This window comes from Methylobacterium sp. 22177, from assembly GCF_052045615.1.
In the GTDB taxonomy this organism is placed as follows: Bacteria; Pseudomonadota; Alphaproteobacteria; order Rhizobiales; family Beijerinckiaceae; genus Methylobacterium; species Methylobacterium radiotolerans.
The window spans coordinates 58,066-74,713 of record NZ_JBQEPK010000010.1; the positions used below are offsets into that span (position 1 = coordinate 58,066).

The window sequence follows — 16,648 nt, forward strand, 5'->3', positions numbered from 1 at the left end:
ATCAGTCGGCGCTCGGCGCCAGCATGGTCTCCGGCCGGACCACGCGCGCGAACTCCTCCTCGGTGACGTAGCCGAGGCGCAGGGCCTCCTCCTTGAGGGTGGTGCCGTTCTTGTGCGCGGTCTTGGCGATCTCGGCGGCCTTGTCGTAGCCGATCGAGGGCGCGAGGGCGGTCACCAGCATGAGCGAGCGGCTCATCAGGTCGGCGATCTTGTCCTCGTTGGCCTTGATGCCGACGACGCAATTGTCGGTGAAGCTCACCGCCGCGTCGGCGAGCAGCCGCACCGACTGCAGCACCGCGTTGGCGATCACCGGCTTGAACACGTTGAGCTCGAAATTGCCCTGGGAGCCGGCGAAGCTCACCGTGGTGCCGTTGCCGATCACCTGGGCGCAGACCATCGTCAGGGCCTCGCACTGGGTCGGGTTGACCTTGCCGGGCATGATCGAGGAGCCGGGCTCGTTCTCGGGCAGCGACAGCTCGCCGAGGCCGGAGCGCGGCCCCGAGCCGAGGAAGCGGATGTCCTGGGCGATCTTGAACAGGCCGGCGGCGAGCGCCGACAGGGCGCCCTGCGTGAAGACGAGGGCGTCGTGGGTGGCGAGCGCCTCGAACTTGTTCTCGGCCGAGGTGAAGGGCAGGCCGGTCAGCTCGGCGACCTTGGCGGCGAAGCGCTCGGCGAATTCCGGGTGGGCGTTGAGGCCGGTGCCGACCGCGGTCCCGCCTTGGGCGAGGGCCAGCACGCCCGGCAGGGTCGCGGCGACCCGCGAGCCGCCGAGCGCGACCTGCGCGACGTAGCCGGAGAATTCCTGGCCGAGGGAGACCGGGGTCGCATCCTGCAGATGGGTGCGGCCGATCTTGACGATCGACTCGAATTCCTTGGCCTTGGCGTCGAGCGCCCCGTGCAGGTGGGAGAGCGCCGGCAGCAGGCGCCCCTGGATCTCGCGGGCCACCGCGATGTGCATGGCGGTGGGGAAGGTGTCGTTCGAGGACTGGCCGCGGTTGCAATGGTCGTTCGGGTGGACCGGCGACTTGCCGCCGCGCTGGCCGCCGAGCCGCTCGTTGGCGAGGCTCGCGATCACCTCGTTGGCGTTCATGTTCGACTGGGTGCCCGAGCCGGTCTGATAGATGACGAGCGGGAACTCGTCGTCGTAGCGGCCCTCCACGACCTCGGCGGCCGAGGCCGCGATGGCGTCGGCGAGCTTCGGGTCGAGGGCGCCGAGATCCTTGTTCACCAGGGCGGCGGCCTGCTTCACCACACCGAGGGCGTGGACGAGCGGCGCCGGCATCCGGTCGGTGCCGATCTTGAAGTTCTGGATCGAGCGCTGCGTCTGCGCGCCCCAGTAGCGATGCGCCGGGACCTCGATCGGACCGAAGGTGTCGGACTCGGTGCGGGTGGCGGTCTCGGTGGGCGACATCGTGGCCTCTACGTCTGGTGCAGTGCGGTGCCTACTTAAATGAGGTGCGGGTGAATCGCGATGCCGGTTTTCCCGGCGCGCCGACAAGGGCGGGGCTCTGTTCCCGCCCGACGTGAAGCCGAACTGGGAGCCGATGAGCGCCACGATCGACCTGCCCGAGCCCGCCACCCGGTTCCGCCCGGCCGTGCCGCCTCCGCTGAAGGAGCCGCTCGGCCTGTTCGAGTTCCTGCGGGCGGCGCGGAAGAATCCGATCACCACCTGGATGGACGCGCACTTCAAGCTGCCGGTCGTGGCGGCCGAGGGCGCGATGGGCCGGATCACCCTGGTGAGCGACCCGGCGCTGATCCGCCACCTGCTGATCGAGAACGCCGACGGCTACCGCAAGGACGACCTGCAGCGCCGGGTCCTGGCCCCGGGGCTCGGCAACGGCCTGCTGAGCGCCGAGGGCGACGAGTGGCGGCTCCAGCGCCGGACGCTCGCGCCGATCTTCAACGCCCGCACGGTCCAGGGCTTCTCCGACGCGATGAACGCCGCCGGGGCGCGGCTCGGCCGCCGCCTCGTCCGCCGCGACGGCAAGCCGGTCGACGTCGCCCTGGAGATGACCCGGGTCACCCTCGACGTGCTGGAGCGGACGATCTTCACGCAGGGGCTGCCGAGCGATCCCGACGCGCTGGGCCGCGCCATCACGCGCTTCCTCGAGGCCGTCGGGCCGATCGACCCCCTCGACGTGTTCGGCGTGCCCGACTTCGTGCCGCGGATCGGCCGCCTGCGGGCGCGCCCGGCGGGCCGCTTCTTCGCCGAGGTGGTCGACGAACTCATCGCCCGGCGCAAGGCGCTGATGGCGCGGGGCGAGGCGCCCCGGGACCTGCTGACGCTGCTGCTCGCCGCGCAGGATCCCGAGACCGGCAACGGGCTCACGGACCTCGCCGTGAAGGCCAACATCGTCACCTTCATCGCCGCCGGCCACGAGACCACGGCCAATTCCCTGACCTGGGCGCTCTACTGCCTGTCGCAGGATCCCGCCGCGCAGGCGCGGGTCGAGGCCGAAATCGACGCCGCCGGCCCGGGGGACTTCGCCGTCGAGCGCCTGCCCTTCACCCGGGCGGTGATGGAGGAGGCGATGCGGCTGTTCCCGCCGGTCCCGTTCCTCAGCCGGCAGGCGATCCGGGACGACCGGCTCGGCCGGATCAAGGTGCCGCGGGGCTCGCTGGTGATGGTGGCGCCCTGGGTGCTCCACCGCCACCGGCTGCTCTGGGAGGACCCGGAGGCCTTCGTGCCGGAGCGGTTCCTGCCGGGGAACCGGGACGCGATCCCGCGCTTCGCCTACCTGCCGTTCGGGGCGGGGCCGCGGGTCTGCATCGGCCAGAGCTTCTCGATCCAGGAGGCGGTGATCCTGCTGGCGCACGTGGTCCGGGCGGTGCGCTTCCGGCTGCCGGCCGATCACCCGCCGGTCACGCCGCTCCACCGGGTGACGCTCCGGCCGGAGCACGGCCTGCGCATGGAGGCGACGGCGCGGGGCTAGGGCCCGGCGCGCTTCGAGCCTGCGCGCTGCGGTCGTAGATCCGCGCGGCGACGAGCGAGCCTCCGAGGCCCGGCGCCGACATGGCCACCGCCATGGCCGGGATCTGGAGAGCGGAGGCCGTGGCATGTCGCGCGTCCTCCGCCCGCAGGAACAGACGAAGCGCGATCTGGCCGGTCAGGAGGAGGAGGGGGGCTGACAGCGGGCAAGCCCATCCGCTGCTCGTCAGCACATCCTCGGGTGCTGAACCAGCGGCGCGATGAAGGCCGTCCCGCGTGTCGGACTCGCCGTGGCGGTGAAGAACGACGCGGTGAGCGTCTCGCCCGCGTCGAAGCGCTCGGCGCAATGGTTTCCGCGCACGCGCCGACAGCGTCGGCTGCGCGACCGTGTCGTCCACCGCCCGAACGCCCCGGCCGTCGAGTCGGCCAGGGGCGGTCTCAGCTCTTCTTGCGGAACGCGTCCAGGCTCACGACCTCGGCGCTGCCCTCCTCGCCCTCCTTCTTGGCGGCGGGGCGGGGGGCCTTGTCGTCGGCCTTGCCGGCGGCCTTCTCGCCCTGGGCGGCGGGCGCGGGAAGCCCCTTCGGCGCGCTCGCGCCGATCGTGGCGAGCCCGGCGCTCTTGGGCCGCACCTCGCCGGGTTCCGAGCCGGCGCCGCGGGGACCGGGCTTGGCCGGGGCGGCGTTCGCCTCCTCGGGGGTCTCGCCGGCCTCGCTGAGGTCGAACTTCAGGCCGAACTGGACCGAGGGGTCGAAGAAGCCCGACAGGGCGTCGAACGGCACCAGCAGGCGCTCCGGCACGCCCGAGAAGGACAGGCCGACCTCGAAGGCGTGCTCGGTGACGTTGAGGTCCCAGAACTGGTGCTGCAGGACGATCGTCATGTCCTGCGGGTACTTCTCGCGCAGGGCCTGCGACATCCGCACGCCGGGCGCTTCCGTCCGGAACGAGACGTAGAAATGGTGCTCGCCCATCAGCCCCTCGCGGGCCGCGTCGGTCAGCACCTTGCGCACCACGCCGCGCAGGGCGTCCTGTACCAGGAGATCGTAGCGGATCAGGTCGTCTGCCATCTGCGGTCGCGCTCTAGCCCGGTCTGCCCGGCGCCCCGCCGCGGATGGCCGGACCGAGGACTTGAAGTGGAGGCTTCTGTTGCCAGGTGCCTCCGAACCCCGCCTATGCGGTGCTACCCGCTAGGACTTGAGGTCGGTTTTGAGGACCGCTTACGCGGCCACCGCCACCGGAGCAAAGTTGTCGTTGGCAACTATTGCAAAGGCCCGATAACGGCGGAACCATGCCGAGCGAAAGTCCAACCTTTACGCCCTCGTCGATCCTATTTCGCCCCCGCCGAAGCCCAGGCTCCGAGCACGCGCCTTGCGGCAGCATGTCCTGGGCTCGGGTGGAGGCGCCGGGTACCGCCCCCGGGTCCGATAGGTTTATTGCGAAGAACGTTTATCGCCATAGCCGGCCTCGCGACCGGCTCCCAAGATATAGAGGGGATCGGTCCGGTTTTGAAGCCCGATCGTGTCGCGCCGCTGTCTCATTTGGAGCCTCAGGGCGAGGCTGTTGCCGGAAGTGCGCAGTCGCGCGCCGCCGCCCCCGATGCGCGGGGCCCCCTCGAGCGCGTCTGGGCCGCGACGTGGCGGCTCGGCGCCCTGGTCGCCCTCGTGGTCGTCTATCTGGGCGCGGCGAGCCTGCTGTCGCTGGCCACGGTGCGCGTCGGTTTCGACCTGTGGAGCGGGATCGACCCGTTCCTGCCCCCCGAGCGGCGCCCGTTCCTGGGCGCGGTGGAGCTCGCCCACCGGGCCTTCGCGGTCGACGCCCTGCGCCAGGTCTTCCTCGCCGCCCTGGTGCTCGGCGGCGCGTGGTGGCGTGACCGGGCCGGCTGGCGGCGTCGCCTCGCCCTCGACCGCGAGCGGCCGAACGGGATGCGGCCGGTCGCCCTGCTGGGCCTCCTGCTGATCTGGCCGGTGCTGCACATCGCCTGGGTCACCGGCACGGCGGAGCTGTTCGGCGCGAGCTTCGGCCAGCACGTGCGGCTGTCGCCGTTCATGAGCCAGGCCGCCGTCGCGGCCTGGCTGGCCTATCTCGCGATCCTGGCGCCCGTGGCCGAGGAGCTGCTGCTGCGCGGCGAGGCCTTCGCCCGCGCCAGCGCCGCGGTGGGGCCGGCAGGCGCGATCCTGGTCACGGCGCTCATCTTCGCCGCCGCCCACATCTCGTCCTGGGGGCTCGCCCGGCCGGTCTCGCTGCTGCCGCTCGCCCTGGCGCTGGGCTGGCTGCGCTGGCGCACCGGCCGGCTCTGGCCCGGCATCGCCCTGCACGGATGGTCGAACCTCGCCCTGGTGACCTACCTGCTCTGGCCGGCGTGAGGGCGTGTCCGAGGGGCGCCGGCCGGACGCCGCCCGCGGACAGGCTCCCGGCGCGACGGCGGTGGACATATCGCGGCGGCGCGCTTGCCCGCCGGCGCGCCGGCGCGCAGGAATGGGCGATGGACGCATATCACGACCTGCTCCGGCGCATCCTCGACGCGGGCGTCGCCAAGGACGACCGCACCGGGACCGGCACGCTCTCGGTGTTCGGCCACCAGATGCGCTTCGACCTGTCGGCGGGCTTCCCGCTGGTCACCACGAAGCGGCTGCACCTGCGCTCGATCATCCACGAGCTGCTCTGGTTCCTGGCCGGCGACACCAACGTCGCGGCGTTGCGGGCGAACGGCGTGACGATCTGGGACGAGTGGGCCGACGCGAACGGCGACCTCGGCCCGGTCTACGGCCGGCAGTGGCGCTCCTGGGAGAGGCCCGGGGGCGGCACGGTCGACCAGATCGCCTGGGTGCTCGACGAGATCCGGCGCAACCCCGATTCCCGCCGCCTGATCGTCTCGGCCTGGAACCCGGCCGACCTCGACCGGATGGCGCTCGCCCCCTGCCACTGCCTGTTCCAGTTCTACGTCAGCGAGGGGCGGCTCTCCTGCCAGCTCTACCAGCGCTCGGCGGACGCCTTCCTGGGCGTGCCCTTCAACATCGCGAGCTACGCCCTCCTGACCCACATGATCGCCCAGGTGACCGGCCTCGGGGTCGGCGCCTTCGTCCACACCTTCGGCGACGCCCACCTCTACCGGAACCACCTGGAGCAGACCCGCACCCTGCTGGGCCGGTCCCCGCGCCCGCTGCCGCAGCTGCGGCTCAACCCGGAGGTCCGCGACCTCTTCGCCTTCCGGTTCGAGGACATCGCCATCGAGAACTACGACCCGCACCCCGCCATCGCGGCCCCGGTGGCGGTATGAGCGCGACCGTCGCCCCGCTCGTCTCCCTGGTCGCCGCCGTCGCCCGCAACGGCGTGATCGGCCGCGACAACGGGCTCGCCTGGCATCTCTCCAGCGACCTCAAGCGCTTCAAGGCCCTGACCATGGGCAAGCCGATGCTGATGGGCCGGCGCACCTGGGATTCGATCGGCCGGCCCCTGCCGGGGCGCCGCACCCTGGTGCTCACCCGGGATACGGGCTTCCGCGCCGAGGGCGTCGAGACCGTCCACGACTGGGACTCCGCGCTGGCCGCGGCCGGGGCGGAGCTGATGGTGGTCGGCGGTGCCGAGATCTACGCGCTCGCGCTCCCGCACGCCGACCGGCTCCATCTCACCGAGGTCGAGGCCGAGCCCGCCGGCGACGTGCGATTCCCCGCCTTCGACCGCGCCCGCTTCCGGGAGACGTTCCGCGAGGCGCACCCCGCGGGCCCGCGGGACGAGCACGCCTTCGCCTTCGTCGACTGGGAGCGCGCACGCTGAGGCGCGCCGCCGCATTTGCGTTCCGCGCCGCGCATGCCCACCTGCCAGCCTTGACAGCACGGGGCGTGCGCCCGCAGGTGCCTGTCGGGTGCGCGCGCTCACGCCGGGCCTGCACATCCTGCGGGAAGATGCGCGTGCGGGCTCTCGTGGCCTCCAACCGGGCGCGGTCGCGGTGCGATCGGTCCGGAGGGTCGGGACTAGGCGGGCGAGCGTGGCCGTTCAGGCAGGGGGCGCCGGCCGGGATATGGGCCGGGCGCGGACAGGCAGGAGACGACGGCTAGGATGCCTTGGAGCAATCAGAGCGGCGGCGGGGGCCCGTGGGGCCGGCCCGGCGGCAACGGCGGCGGTCCCTGGGGCGGTGGCGGTGGCGGCGGCAAGACGCCGCCGAACCTCGAGGACCTGCTCCGGCGCGGGCAGGACCGCCTGCGCGGCCTGATCCCGGGCGGCGGCGGCTCGGGCGGCGGCTACGGCGGCGGCGGCTCGACCGGCGTCGGCGGCGGCCGCAGCGCGGCGGTCATCGCCGTCCTGGCCATCGCCATCTGGCTCGCCACCGGCTTCTACACCGTCTACCCGCGCCAGGTCGGCATCGAGACGATCTTCGGCCGCTATGTCGGCACCAAGGGCGAGGGCCTGCGCTACAACTTCCCCTATCCGATCGGCGGCGTGGTGAAGCCGGATGTCGGCTCCCAGAACTCGATCCAGATCGGCTTCCGCGCCGGCCCGAACGGCCAGGGCCGCACCCGCGACGTGCCGGACGAGAGCCTGATGCTCACCGGTGACGAGAACATCGTCGATCTCGACTTCGAGGTGCAGTGGCGCGTCAACCCGCTGAAGGCTTCCGACTTCGTGTTCAACCTCCAGAACCCGGAGGGCACCATCAAGGCGATCTCCGAGAGCGCGATGCGCGAGGTGATCGGCCGCCGCAACATCCAGGCGATCCTCACCAACGAGCAGTCGAGCATCGCCCAGGAGGTGAAGGAGATGGTCCAGAAGGCGCTCGACGAGTACGGCGCCGGCGTGCGCATCGAGGTGGTGCAGCTCGTCTCGGTCAACCCGCCGCCGGAGGTGCGCCCCGCCTTCATCGACGTGAACGCGGCCCAGCAGGACGCCGACACGGCGCAGAACGAGGCCAAGACCTACGCCAGCCGCGAAGTGCCGCAGGCCCGCGGTAAGGCGTCCCAGATCGTCCAGCAGGCCGAGGCCTACCGGACGAAGGCGACCGCCGACGCCACCGGTCAGGCCGCGCGCTTCAGCGAGGTCTATGCCTCCTACAAGGCCGCCCCGGCGATCAGCCGCGAGCGGATCTTCCTGGAGACGATGGAGAAGGTCCTGGGCTCCGTGAACAAGGTGATCATCGACCAGAACGGGACGCAGCCCGGCGGCGCGACCGCGGCCGGCGTGCTGCCGGTGCTGCCGCTCTCCGAGTTCGGCGCCCGCGCCCAGACCCAGACGGGAGCCGCCCGATGAAGCAGGCTCTCCGCACCGGCCTGATCGTGGTCGCGGCGATCGTCGCGATCGGCCTCTACGCCTCGATCTTCACCGTCGGCCAGATGCAGCAGGCGCTCGTCCTGCAGTTCGGCCGCGTCCGCGCCGTCCTCAACGCCACCGGCGAGGACAAGCCCGGCCTCTACTTCAAGATCCCGTTCATGGAGAACGTGGTCATCTTCGACAAGCGCGTCCTCGACCTCGACCTGCCGGTGCAGACGGTGCTCACCGCCGACCGCCAGAACCTGGAGGTGGACGCCTTCGCCCGCTACCGGATCGTCGATCCGCTGCGCTTCTACCAGGCGGTGGGCAATATCGCGCTGGCCAACCAGCGACTCGCGAGCTTCACCAATTCCGGCCTGCGCAACGTGCTCGCCCGCTCGACCCGCGACGCGATCGTGAAGACCGATCGCGGGCAGCTGATGCACCAGATCCAGGAGGACGTGAACCGGCAGGCCAAGGCGCTCGGCATCGAGATCGTCGACCTGCGCATGACCCGCGTCGACCTGCCCGCGCAGAACTCGGCCGCCGTCTACCGGCGGATGAAGACCGAGCGCGAGCGCGAGGCCGCCGACATCCGCGCCAACGGCGACCAGATCGCCGCCACGATCCGCGCCAAGGCCGACCGCGAGGTCACGGTGATCCTCGCCGAGGCGACGCAGAAGTCCGAGCAGCTGCGCGGACAGGGTGACGCGGACAAGAACCGCATCCTCGCCGACGCGTTCGGCAAGGACGCGGACTTCTTCAGCTTCTACCGCTCGATGCAGGCCTACGAGAGCGGGCTGAAGGGATCCGACACCCGCCTGGTGATCAGCCCGAACACGGACTTCTTCCGCTTCTTCAGCGATCCGCAGGGCCGGGCACCCGCCCCGGCAGCCCGCGGACCGCGCGGACCGGCCGATCCGAGCGCCACCACCGGGTCGACGACCGGCTCCACGGCCGGGACGGCGCGCTGAGGGAGCCCGTTGGCGCCCCGGCGCCCGGGGATTACCGTGCAGGACAACCCGCGGGCGATCGACCGTCGGTCGAGGCCCGCGGGACCGGAAACGCGTTCTTGAAGAGGTCGACCATGCACCCCGTCGCGAGCGCCCCCGAGGCGCTGTTCGGCCGCGCCCCGGCGCAGCCCCGCTCCCGCGCCCGCGCGCTGATGGCCTCGATCCTGATCGGCGCCTCCGTCAGCGTCTCCGTGGCCGCGGCCGCCCTGCCGGTCCCGGCCTTCGCCAAGGGGCCGGCCTCCCTCGCCGACCTCGCCGAGCAGGTCACCGACGCGGTGGTGAACATCTCCGCGTCCACCACGGTCGAGGCCCGGGCCGGCCGCGCCGGGCCGCAGGTGCCCCCGGGCACCCCGTTCGAGGACCTGTTCGAGGAGTTCTTCAACCGGCGCGGCGGCCGCGGCGGCGGTGGCGGCGACAGCGACGGGCCGCGCCAGCAGCGCAAGTCGAACTCGCTGGGCTCCGGCTTCATCATCGATTCCGCCGGCCTCGTGGTGACGAACAACCACGTCATCGGCGACGCCAACGACATCCAGGTCATCCTGCACGACGGCACCAAGCTGAAGGCCGAGATCGTCGGCAAGGATTCGAAGATCGACCTCGCGGTCCTGCGGGTGAAGCCCCCGGCCGACCGCACGCTGAAGGCGGTGCCGTTCGGCGATTCCGACAAGATGCGGCCGGGCGACTGGGTCATCGCCATCGGCAACCCGTTCGGGCTCGGCGGCTCGGTGTCGGCCGGCATCGTCTCGGCGCGGGGCCGGAACATCGAGTCAGGCCCCTACGACAACTACATCCAGACGGACGCGGCCATCAACAAGGGCAATTCCGGCGGCCCGCTGTTCAACATGGACGGCGAGGTGATCGGCATCAACACGGCGATCCTGTCGCCGACCGGCGGCTCCGTGGGCATCGGCTTCGCGGTTCCCTCGGGCACGGCCAAGCCCGTGATCGACCAGCTGCGCGACTTCGGCGAGGTCCGCCGCGGCTGGCTCGGCGTGCGCATCCAGAACGTCGACGACACCACCGCCGAGGCGCTCAACCTCAAGGGCGGCGCGCGGGGCGCCCTGGTGGCCGGCGTCGACGAGAAGGGACCGGCCAAGACCGCCGGGATCGAGGTCGGCGACGTGATCCTGAAGTTCAACGGCGCGCCGGTGAAGGCCTCGGGCGACCTGCCGCGCATCGTCGCCTCGACCCCGGTCGGCCAGAAGGTCGACGTGGTCGTCATGCGCAAGGGCGAGGAGGTGACGAAGCCCGTCACCCTCGGCCGCCTGGAGGACAGCGACAAGCCGCAGCTCGCCAACCTGCGCCAGCCGGAGCCCGAGAGCGCGACCCGGCAGGCGCTCGGCCTCAACCTCTCCGGCATGACCGACGAGCTGCGCAAGAAGTACTCCATCAAGGACACCGTGAAGGGCGTGGTCGTCACCCGCGTCGACCCGAACTCGACCGCCGCCGACAAGCGGATCCAGCCCGGCGAGGTGATCGTCGAGGTCGGCCAGGAGGCGGTGAGCACCCCCGCGGAGGTGACCAAGCGGATCGACGCCCTGAAGAAGGACGGGCGCAAGTCGGTGCTGCTGCTGGTGGCGGGCGCCACCGGCGACGTGCGCTTCGTGGCCGTCGGCCTCGACTGAGCCGCCTCATCCGCGTTGCCGAGGGCCGTCGCTCCGCGGGGAGCGGCGGCCCTCGCGCGTTCAGGGGGCCCCACATTGACGCTGCGCCGCGGCACGGCACACTGGGGCAGCGAGTCGGTGCGGCTCGGGCGAGTTCGGACCCATGACGGCCGTCGCGTTCGACACCCTGAAGTTCGCCCGCGCCCTGCGGGAGAAGGCGAAGCTGTCGCCCGAGCAGGCGGAGGGCGTGGCCGACGGGCCGGTGGACGTCTTCGACGGGAATCTGGCGACGAAGGCCGATATCTACGAGCTGCGAGCCGATGTTCAGAGAGTCCGTGGTGACATCGAGGCCCTGAAAATCCAGAGCCGTGCCGACACCGAAGCGCTTCGGCTCGCCACCCAGGGGGATATCGAAAGCCTTCGCGTGACGACCGAGGCCGACAGCGACAATCTTCGCCTCTCCACGACGGCTGGCCTCGAAGGCCTACGTATGGAGATCAAAGCAGGGCTGGACGGTCTGCGCCTCGAAACGAAGGCCGACATCGAGGCCGTGAAGGGCGCGATCGCCTCCGCGAAGGTCGAGACGGTGCGCTGGCTCGTCGGCGCGCTCGGCTTTCAGACCCTGGCGGTGCTCGGCGCGGTCATCGCCCTGACCCGCACCCTGCACTGAGCCTCACCCCACGAACTCCGCCGCCGCGTAGCCCTGCAGGTACAGGAGCGCGGTGAGGTCGCCGTGCTCGACCCGGACCCGCGCCGCGGCCGCGACCGCGGGCTTCGCCCGGAACGCCACCCCGAGGCCGGCCTCGCCCAGCATGTCGAGGTCGTTGGCGCCGTCGCCGACCGCGAGGGTCTCGGCGGCGCCGAGGCCCAGCTGCCCGCGCAGCGCGAGCAGCGTCGCGCGCTTCTCGGCCTTCCCGACGATCGGGTCCTCGACGCGGCCGGTGAGCCGCCCGTCCGCCACGCCCAGCACGTTGGACCGGTGCTCGTCGAAGCCGATCATCGCGGCGATCGGGCCGGTGAACAGCGTGAAGCCCCCGGAGACCAGGCAGGTATGGGCGCCGTGCGCCCGCATCGTCCGCACCAGCGTGCGGCCGCCCGGGGTCAGGGTCAGGTGCTCGGCGATCAGCCCGTCGACGGCGCCGACCGGGATGTCCTTCAGCAGCGCGACGCGCTCGCGCAGGGCCGGCTCGAAGGCGATCTCGCCCCGCATCGCCCGCTCGGTGATCGCCGCCACGCGGTCCTTGAGGCCGAGCGTCCCGGCGAGCTCGTCGATGCATTCCTGCTCGATCATGGTGGAGTCCATGTCGGCCAGGAACAGGCGCTTGCGCCGGTGCGCGTCGGCGGGCAGCACCGCGAGGTCGATCGGCTCGCCGGCGAGCGCCGTCCGCAGCCTGTCGGTGAGGGACGCCGCGGCCGCGGGCTCGCCCGGCACCAGCAGCTCGGCCGCCACCTCCCCGTGCAGGATCCGCGGCTGGTGCTCCGTCCGCAGCACGGCGCGCGTCTCGGCCAGCACCGCGTCGGTGATGGACGGCCGATCCGGGTTTGCTATCAGGACCGCGACCAGCATCGTGGAGTTTCGCCTTGCCGCCAGACCGGGAGGAAGCCGGGCGGCGCCCGGCCGCGATCCTCATCGCAGGGCCCACCGCCTCGGGCAAGTCGGCGCTGGCCGCCCGGCTGGCGGAGCGTCACGGCGGCGTGGTGATCAACACCGATTCCATGCAGGTCTACGCGGACCTGCGCCGCCTGACCGCCCGGCCCGACCCGGACGAGGAGGCGCGGGTGCCCCACCGGCTCTACGGCCACGTCGACGGCGCGGTGAACTACTCCGCGGGGCACTTCTCCCGCGACGCGGCGGCGCTGCTGGCGACGCTCGGCGGGCGCCTGCCGGTCTTCGTCGGCGGCACCGGCCTGTACTTCCGGGCGCTGGAGCAGGGCTTCTCGGAGCTGCCGCCGGTGCCCGACACCGTGCGCGCGCGGGTGCGGGACGCGGCCGAGGGCCGCCCGACCGAGGCGCTGCACGCCGACCTCGCCCGGCACGATCCCGAGGGGGCCGCCCGGCTGCGGCCGAGCGACCGGATGCGGGTGATGCGCGCCCTGGAGATCTTTCTCGCGACGGGCCGACCGATCGCCAGCTTCTACGGCGATCCCGTTCCCGGCCCGCTGGCCGGGCGGGACCTCCGAAGAATCTTCCTGGCGCCCGACCGCGCGGCGCTGCGGGAGCGGATCGACGCCCGCTTCCGGACCATGATCGCCGAGGGGGCCCTGGACGAGGTCGCCCGCCTGCGTGCGCGACGGCTCGACCCGATGCTGCCGGTGATGCGCGCCCACGGCGTGCCGGGCCTGATCGCCCATCTCGACGGGGCGCTCAGCCTCGACGAGGCGATCGCGCGCGGGCAGGCGGATACGCGCGCCTACGCCAAGCGCCAGTTCACGTGGTTCCGCCACCAGATGGGGGAGGCCTGGCGCTGGGTGGATCCGGAGGGGGCGACGGTCGAAGACCTGCTCTGACGCGATCGTCCCCTCCGCCGGGCGAAGGAGGCTCGCCCGGCGCCGCGATCGGCCCGCGCCGCTCTCCCGCACGGGGGCGGGAGCCCGTCGCGTCTCACCCTGGCCTCGAGGTCCAGGAGAACGGCCGGAGGTGTCAGCGCTCCAGCCGCGCCACGAGGCTCGACGTGTCCCAGCGGTTGCCGCCCATCGCCTGCACCTCGGCGTAGAACTGGTCGACGAGGGCCGAGACCGGCAGCTTGGCGCCGTTGCGGCGGGCCTCGTCCAGCAGGATGCCCAGGTCCTTGCGCATCCAGTCGACCGCGAAGCCGAAGTCGAACTTGCCCTGGTTCATCGTCTTGCCGCGGTTCTCCATCTGCCAGGAGCCGGCGGCCCCCTTGGAGATCACGTCGAGCACCGCCTCGACGTCGAGGCCGGCCCGCTTGGCGAAGTGGACGCCCTCCGACAGGCCCTGGACGAGGCCGGCGATGCAGATCTGGTTGACCATCTTGGTGAGCTGGCCGGCCCCGGCCGGGCCCATCAGCCGGCAGGCCCGCGCGAAGGACCCGATCGCGCCCTCGACCTTGGCGTAGGTCGCCGCGTCGCCGCCGCACATCACGGTGAGCACGCCGTTCTCGGCGCCCGCCTGACCGCCGGAGACCGGGGCGTCGATGAAGCCGAGCCCCTTGGCCTCGGCCGCCGCGGCGAGCTCCCGGGCGACCTCGGCCGAGGCGGTGGTGTGGTCGACGAACACCGCGCCGGGCTTCATGCCGGCGAGCGCCCCGTCGTCGCCCAGCACGACGCTGCGCAGATCGTCGTCGTTGCCCACGCAGGCGAACACGATCTCGGCGCCCTCGGCGGCCTGCCGGGGCGTGGGCGCGAAGGCGCCGCCGTAGGTCTTCACCCAGGCCTCGGCCTTCGGGGTGGTGCGGTTGTAGACGGTGACGTCGTGGCCACCCTTCTTGGCGAGGTGTCCGGCCATCGGGCCGCCCATCACGCCGAGACCCAGGAATGCGACCTTCGCCATTGTCGTGCGCTCCTCGCGGGCCCGGACCGCGCCGGCGCCCTTCCTTCTCCGACGGCGGGCGGCCCCGGAGCGCGGCGGCCGGGCCGTGAAGGGGGCGGGGCCGTGCCGGGGACCCGATGTGACAGATTGGGCGTCGTGCCGCCGCCGACGCTGCATCACAGCTCGGATCGCTTGCGTCAACGGCGGACCAATAGGATAACCCGCCCGTGTAGCCCGGGACCACGAAGTCCCAGCCGGAGCCCCCCGCGTGGCCCCGCGCGCGAGGCGGTCGGTCAGGGAGTGGGACATGGGTTCGGCGATCGGCAGGCACGGGCCCTGGGCCCTCGTGGGGGCGCTCGGCGCCGCGGCGCTGGCGATCGTGGCGAGCGAGCGCGGCGAGACGATCAACGCCCTCTGGATCGTGGTCGCGGCGGTCTGCGTCTACCTCATCGCCTACCGCTACTATTCCCAGTTCATCGCCGACAAGGTGATGCGGCTCGACCCGAAGCGCGCGACCCCCGCGGTGCGCCACAACGACGGGCTCGACTACGTGCCCACCAACCGCGGCGTGCTGTTCGGCCACCACTTCGCGGCGATCGCGGGCGCGGGCCCGCTGGTCGGCCCGGTGCTCGCCGCCCAGATGGGCTACCTGCCCGGCATGCTGTGGATCCTGGCCGGCGTGGTCCTCGCCGGCGCCGTGCAGGACTTCATGGTCCTGTTCGTGTCGATGCGCCGGGACGGCCGCTCGCTCGGCGAGCTGATCCGGGCCGAGCTCGGCACCGTGCCGGGCATCATCGCCCTGTTCGGCACCTTCCTGATCATGGTGATCCTGCTCGCCGTGCTGGCGCTGATCGTCGTCAAGGCGCTCGCCGAGAGCCCCTGGGGCACCTTCACGGTGATGTCGACGATCCCGATCGCCATGCTGATGGGCGTCTATTCCCGCTACATCCGGCCGGGCAAGATCGGCGAGGTCTCGATCCTCGGCTTCGTCCTGCTGATGCTGGCGATCGTCGCCGGCGGCTCCGTGGCGTCGAGCCCGGTCTGGGGCCCGGCCTTCACCTTCACGGGGCCGCAGCTCTGCTGGATGCTGATCGGCTACGGCTTCGTGGCGTCGATCCTGCCGGTCTGGCTGCTGCTGGCCCCGCGCGACTACCTGTCGACCTTCCTCAAGATCGGCACCATCGTGGGCCTCGCGCTCGGCATCGCCTTCGTGGCGCCGCACATGCAGATGCCGGCGGTCACCAAGTTCGTGGACGGCACCGGCCCGGTCTGGGCGGGCAGCCTGTTCCCGTTCCTGTTCATCACCATCGCGTGCGGCGCGGTCTCGGGCTTCCACGCCCTGATCTCGTCGGGCACCACCCCGAAGCTGATCGCCAGCGAGGCCGATGCCCGCTTCATCGGCTACGGCGGCATGCTGATGGAATCGTTCGTGGCGATCATGGCGCTGGTCTCGGCCTGCGTGATCGACCCGGGCGTCTACTTCACCATGAACTCGCCCGCGGCCCTGATCGGCACGACGCCCGAGACCGCGGCCGCCGCCGTGACCAAGCTCGGCTTCGCCACGACGCCGGAGGTGATCACCCAGACCGCCGCCGACGTCGGCGAGCACACGATCATCTCGCGGGCCGGCGGCGCGCCGACCCTCGCGGTCGGCATGGCCCACATCATCTCGTCGGCCATCGGCGGCAAGGCGATGATGGCCTTCTGGTACCACTTCGCGATCCTGTTCGAGGCCCTGTTCATCCTCACGGCCGTGGACGCGGGCACCCGCGCCTGCCGGTTCATGGTGCAGGATCTCGTCGCGCTCGCGATCCCGTCGTTCAAGAACACCACGTCGTGGGGGCCGAGCATCGCGGCGACCGCCATCTCGGTCGGCGCCTGGGGCTACTTCCTCTACCAGGGCGTGACCGACCCGCTCGGCGGCATCAACACCCTGTGGCCGCTCTTCGGCATCTCGAACCAGATGCTGGCCGCGGTGGCGCTGACCCTCTGCACGGTGGTGATCTTCAAGATGAAGCGCGAGCGCTACGCGTTCGTGACCATCATCCCGACCGCGTGGCTGTGCATCTGCACCCTCACGGCCGGCTGGCAGAAGATCTTCTCGGCCGACCCGAAGATCGGCTTCCTGGCCCACGCCCAGCGCTACGCGGCCGCCGCCGCGGAGGGCAAGGTCCTGGCCCCGGCCAAGAACGCCGACCAGATGAGCCAGATCATCCTCAACGACCGCATCGACGCGGTGCTGGCGGCCCTGTTCATCGGCCTCGTCGTCGCCATCGCGGGCTTCGGCATCGCCGCCTGCCTGAAGGCGTGGCGCGCGGATCGCTGGACCGCGCTGGAGACCGAGCCGCACATGGTCGCGGCGGAGTAGGAGGT

At 71.9% G+C, this 16,648-nt stretch carries 14 protein-coding genes and 1 other RNA gene; 10 read left to right on the top strand and 5 right to left on the bottom strand.

Annotated features, from left to right (window positions below):
• Position 1: 1 nt before the first annotated feature.
• Positions 2 to 1,411, bottom strand: coding sequence for a class II fumarate hydratase (gene fumC, locus ACTJK8_RS12085; RefSeq protein ID WP_012321440.1), 1,410 nt, complete (start codon positions 1,409 to 1,411; stop codon positions 2 to 4).
• Positions 1,412 to 1,544: 133 nt separating this feature from the next.
• Here fumC and ACTJK8_RS12090 point away from each other — a divergent pair, with 133 nt between their 5' ends.
• A complete protein-coding gene (locus tag ACTJK8_RS12090) occupies positions 1,545 to 2,933 on the top strand; it encodes a cytochrome P450 (protein ID WP_059408905.1) in 1,389 nt (462 codons plus the stop codon).
• Between the two features lie 434 nt (positions 2,934 to 3,367).
• On the opposite strand, the gene ACTJK8_RS12095 is transcribed toward ACTJK8_RS12090, so the two are convergent.
• Together ACTJK8_RS12095 and ssrA are read right to left on the bottom strand one after the other, a co-directional pair.
• Positions 3,368 to 3,994 (bottom strand): SspB family protein, encoded by a 627-nt coding sequence (locus ACTJK8_RS12095; protein ID WP_012321442.1) that lies wholly within the window; start codon positions 3,992 to 3,994, stop codon positions 3,368 to 3,370.
• A 65-nt stretch (positions 3,995 to 4,059) separates the two neighbouring features.
• Positions 4,060 to 4,441: a transfer-messenger RNA gene (gene ssrA / locus ACTJK8_RS12100) on the bottom strand.
• Here ssrA and ACTJK8_RS12105 point away from each other — a divergent pair.
• The 7 genes from ACTJK8_RS12105 (at position 4,433) to ACTJK8_RS12135 (ending at position 11,455) form a co-directional block, all read left to right on the top strand.
• Positions 4,433 to 5,290 carry a lysostaphin resistance A-like protein gene (locus ACTJK8_RS12105; RefSeq protein WP_440761971.1) on the top strand — a complete coding sequence of 286 codons (858 nt, stop codon included), beginning with the start codon at positions 4,433 to 4,435 and terminating at the stop codon, positions 5,288 to 5,290. The two genes, ssrA and ACTJK8_RS12105, sit on opposite strands and share 9 nt — an antisense overlap.
• 119 nt (positions 5,291 to 5,409) lie before the next feature.
• Entirely contained in the window at positions 5,410 to 6,204 is a 795-nt protein-coding gene (locus tag ACTJK8_RS12110; protein WP_043074623.1) for a thymidylate synthase, read from the top strand.
• Positions 6,201 to 6,701 carry a dihydrofolate reductase gene (locus ACTJK8_RS12115; protein WP_012321445.1) on the top strand — a complete coding sequence of 167 codons (501 nt, stop codon included), beginning with the start codon at positions 6,201 to 6,203 and terminating at the stop codon, positions 6,699 to 6,701. Before ACTJK8_RS12110 ends, ACTJK8_RS12115 begins: the two co-directional genes overlap by 4 nt.
• Positions 6,702 to 6,983: 282 nt before the next feature.
• Positions 6,984 to 8,168 (top strand): FtsH protease activity modulator HflK, encoded by a 1,185-nt coding sequence (gene hflK / locus ACTJK8_RS12120; protein ID WP_059408908.1) that lies wholly within the window; start codon positions 6,984 to 6,986, stop codon positions 8,166 to 8,168.
• On the top strand, positions 8,165 to 9,142 hold the full coding sequence (hflC, locus tag ACTJK8_RS12125; protein WP_012321447.1) for a protease modulator HflC: 978 nt from the start codon (positions 8,165 to 8,167) through the stop codon (positions 9,140 to 9,142). Before hflK ends, hflC begins: the two co-directional genes overlap by 4 nt.
• Positions 9,143 to 9,255: 113 nt before the next feature.
• Positions 9,256 to 10,806, top strand: a complete 1,551-nt coding sequence (locus ACTJK8_RS12130; RefSeq protein ID WP_012321448.1) for a DegQ family serine endoprotease — start codon at positions 9,256 to 9,258, stop codon at positions 10,804 to 10,806.
• Between the two features lie 142 nt (positions 10,807 to 10,948).
• The gene (locus ACTJK8_RS12135) at positions 10,949 to 11,455 is read left to right on the top strand and encodes a coiled-coil domain-containing protein (RefSeq protein ID WP_440761972.1); all 507 of its coding nucleotides are present in this window, start codon (positions 10,949 to 10,951) and stop codon (positions 11,453 to 11,455) included.
• 3 nt (positions 11,456 to 11,458) lie between these two features.
• Here ACTJK8_RS12135 and serB read toward each other — a convergent pair whose 3' ends face one another.
• Positions 11,459 to 12,352 carry a phosphoserine phosphatase SerB gene (gene serB / locus ACTJK8_RS12140; RefSeq protein ID WP_024828744.1) on the bottom strand — a complete coding sequence of 298 codons (894 nt, stop codon included), beginning with the start codon at positions 12,350 to 12,352 and terminating at the stop codon, positions 11,459 to 11,461.
• Positions 12,353 to 12,366: 14 nt separating this feature from the next.
• Between serB and miaA the strand changes: the two genes are divergently transcribed.
• A complete protein-coding gene (miaA, locus tag ACTJK8_RS12145) occupies positions 12,367 to 13,293 on the top strand; it encodes a tRNA (adenosine(37)-N6)-dimethylallyltransferase MiaA (RefSeq protein ID WP_024828743.1) in 927 nt (308 codons plus the stop codon).
• A 133-nt stretch (positions 13,294 to 13,426) separates the two neighbouring features.
• Here the strand turns inward: miaA and ACTJK8_RS12150 are convergent, their stop codons facing one another.
• Positions 13,427 to 14,296: an NAD(P)-dependent oxidoreductase gene (locus tag ACTJK8_RS12150; RefSeq protein ID WP_024828742.1), complete on the bottom strand. Its 870-nt coding sequence runs from the start codon at positions 14,294 to 14,296 to the stop codon at positions 13,427 to 13,429.
• A 286-nt stretch (positions 14,297 to 14,582) separates the two neighbouring features.
• Here ACTJK8_RS12150 and ACTJK8_RS12155 point away from each other — a divergent pair, with 286 nt between their 5' ends.
• Entirely contained in the window at positions 14,583 to 16,643 is a 2,061-nt protein-coding gene (locus ACTJK8_RS12155) for a carbon starvation CstA family protein (RefSeq protein WP_012321453.1), read from the top strand.
• Positions 16,644 to 16,648 lie beyond the last annotated feature (5 nt).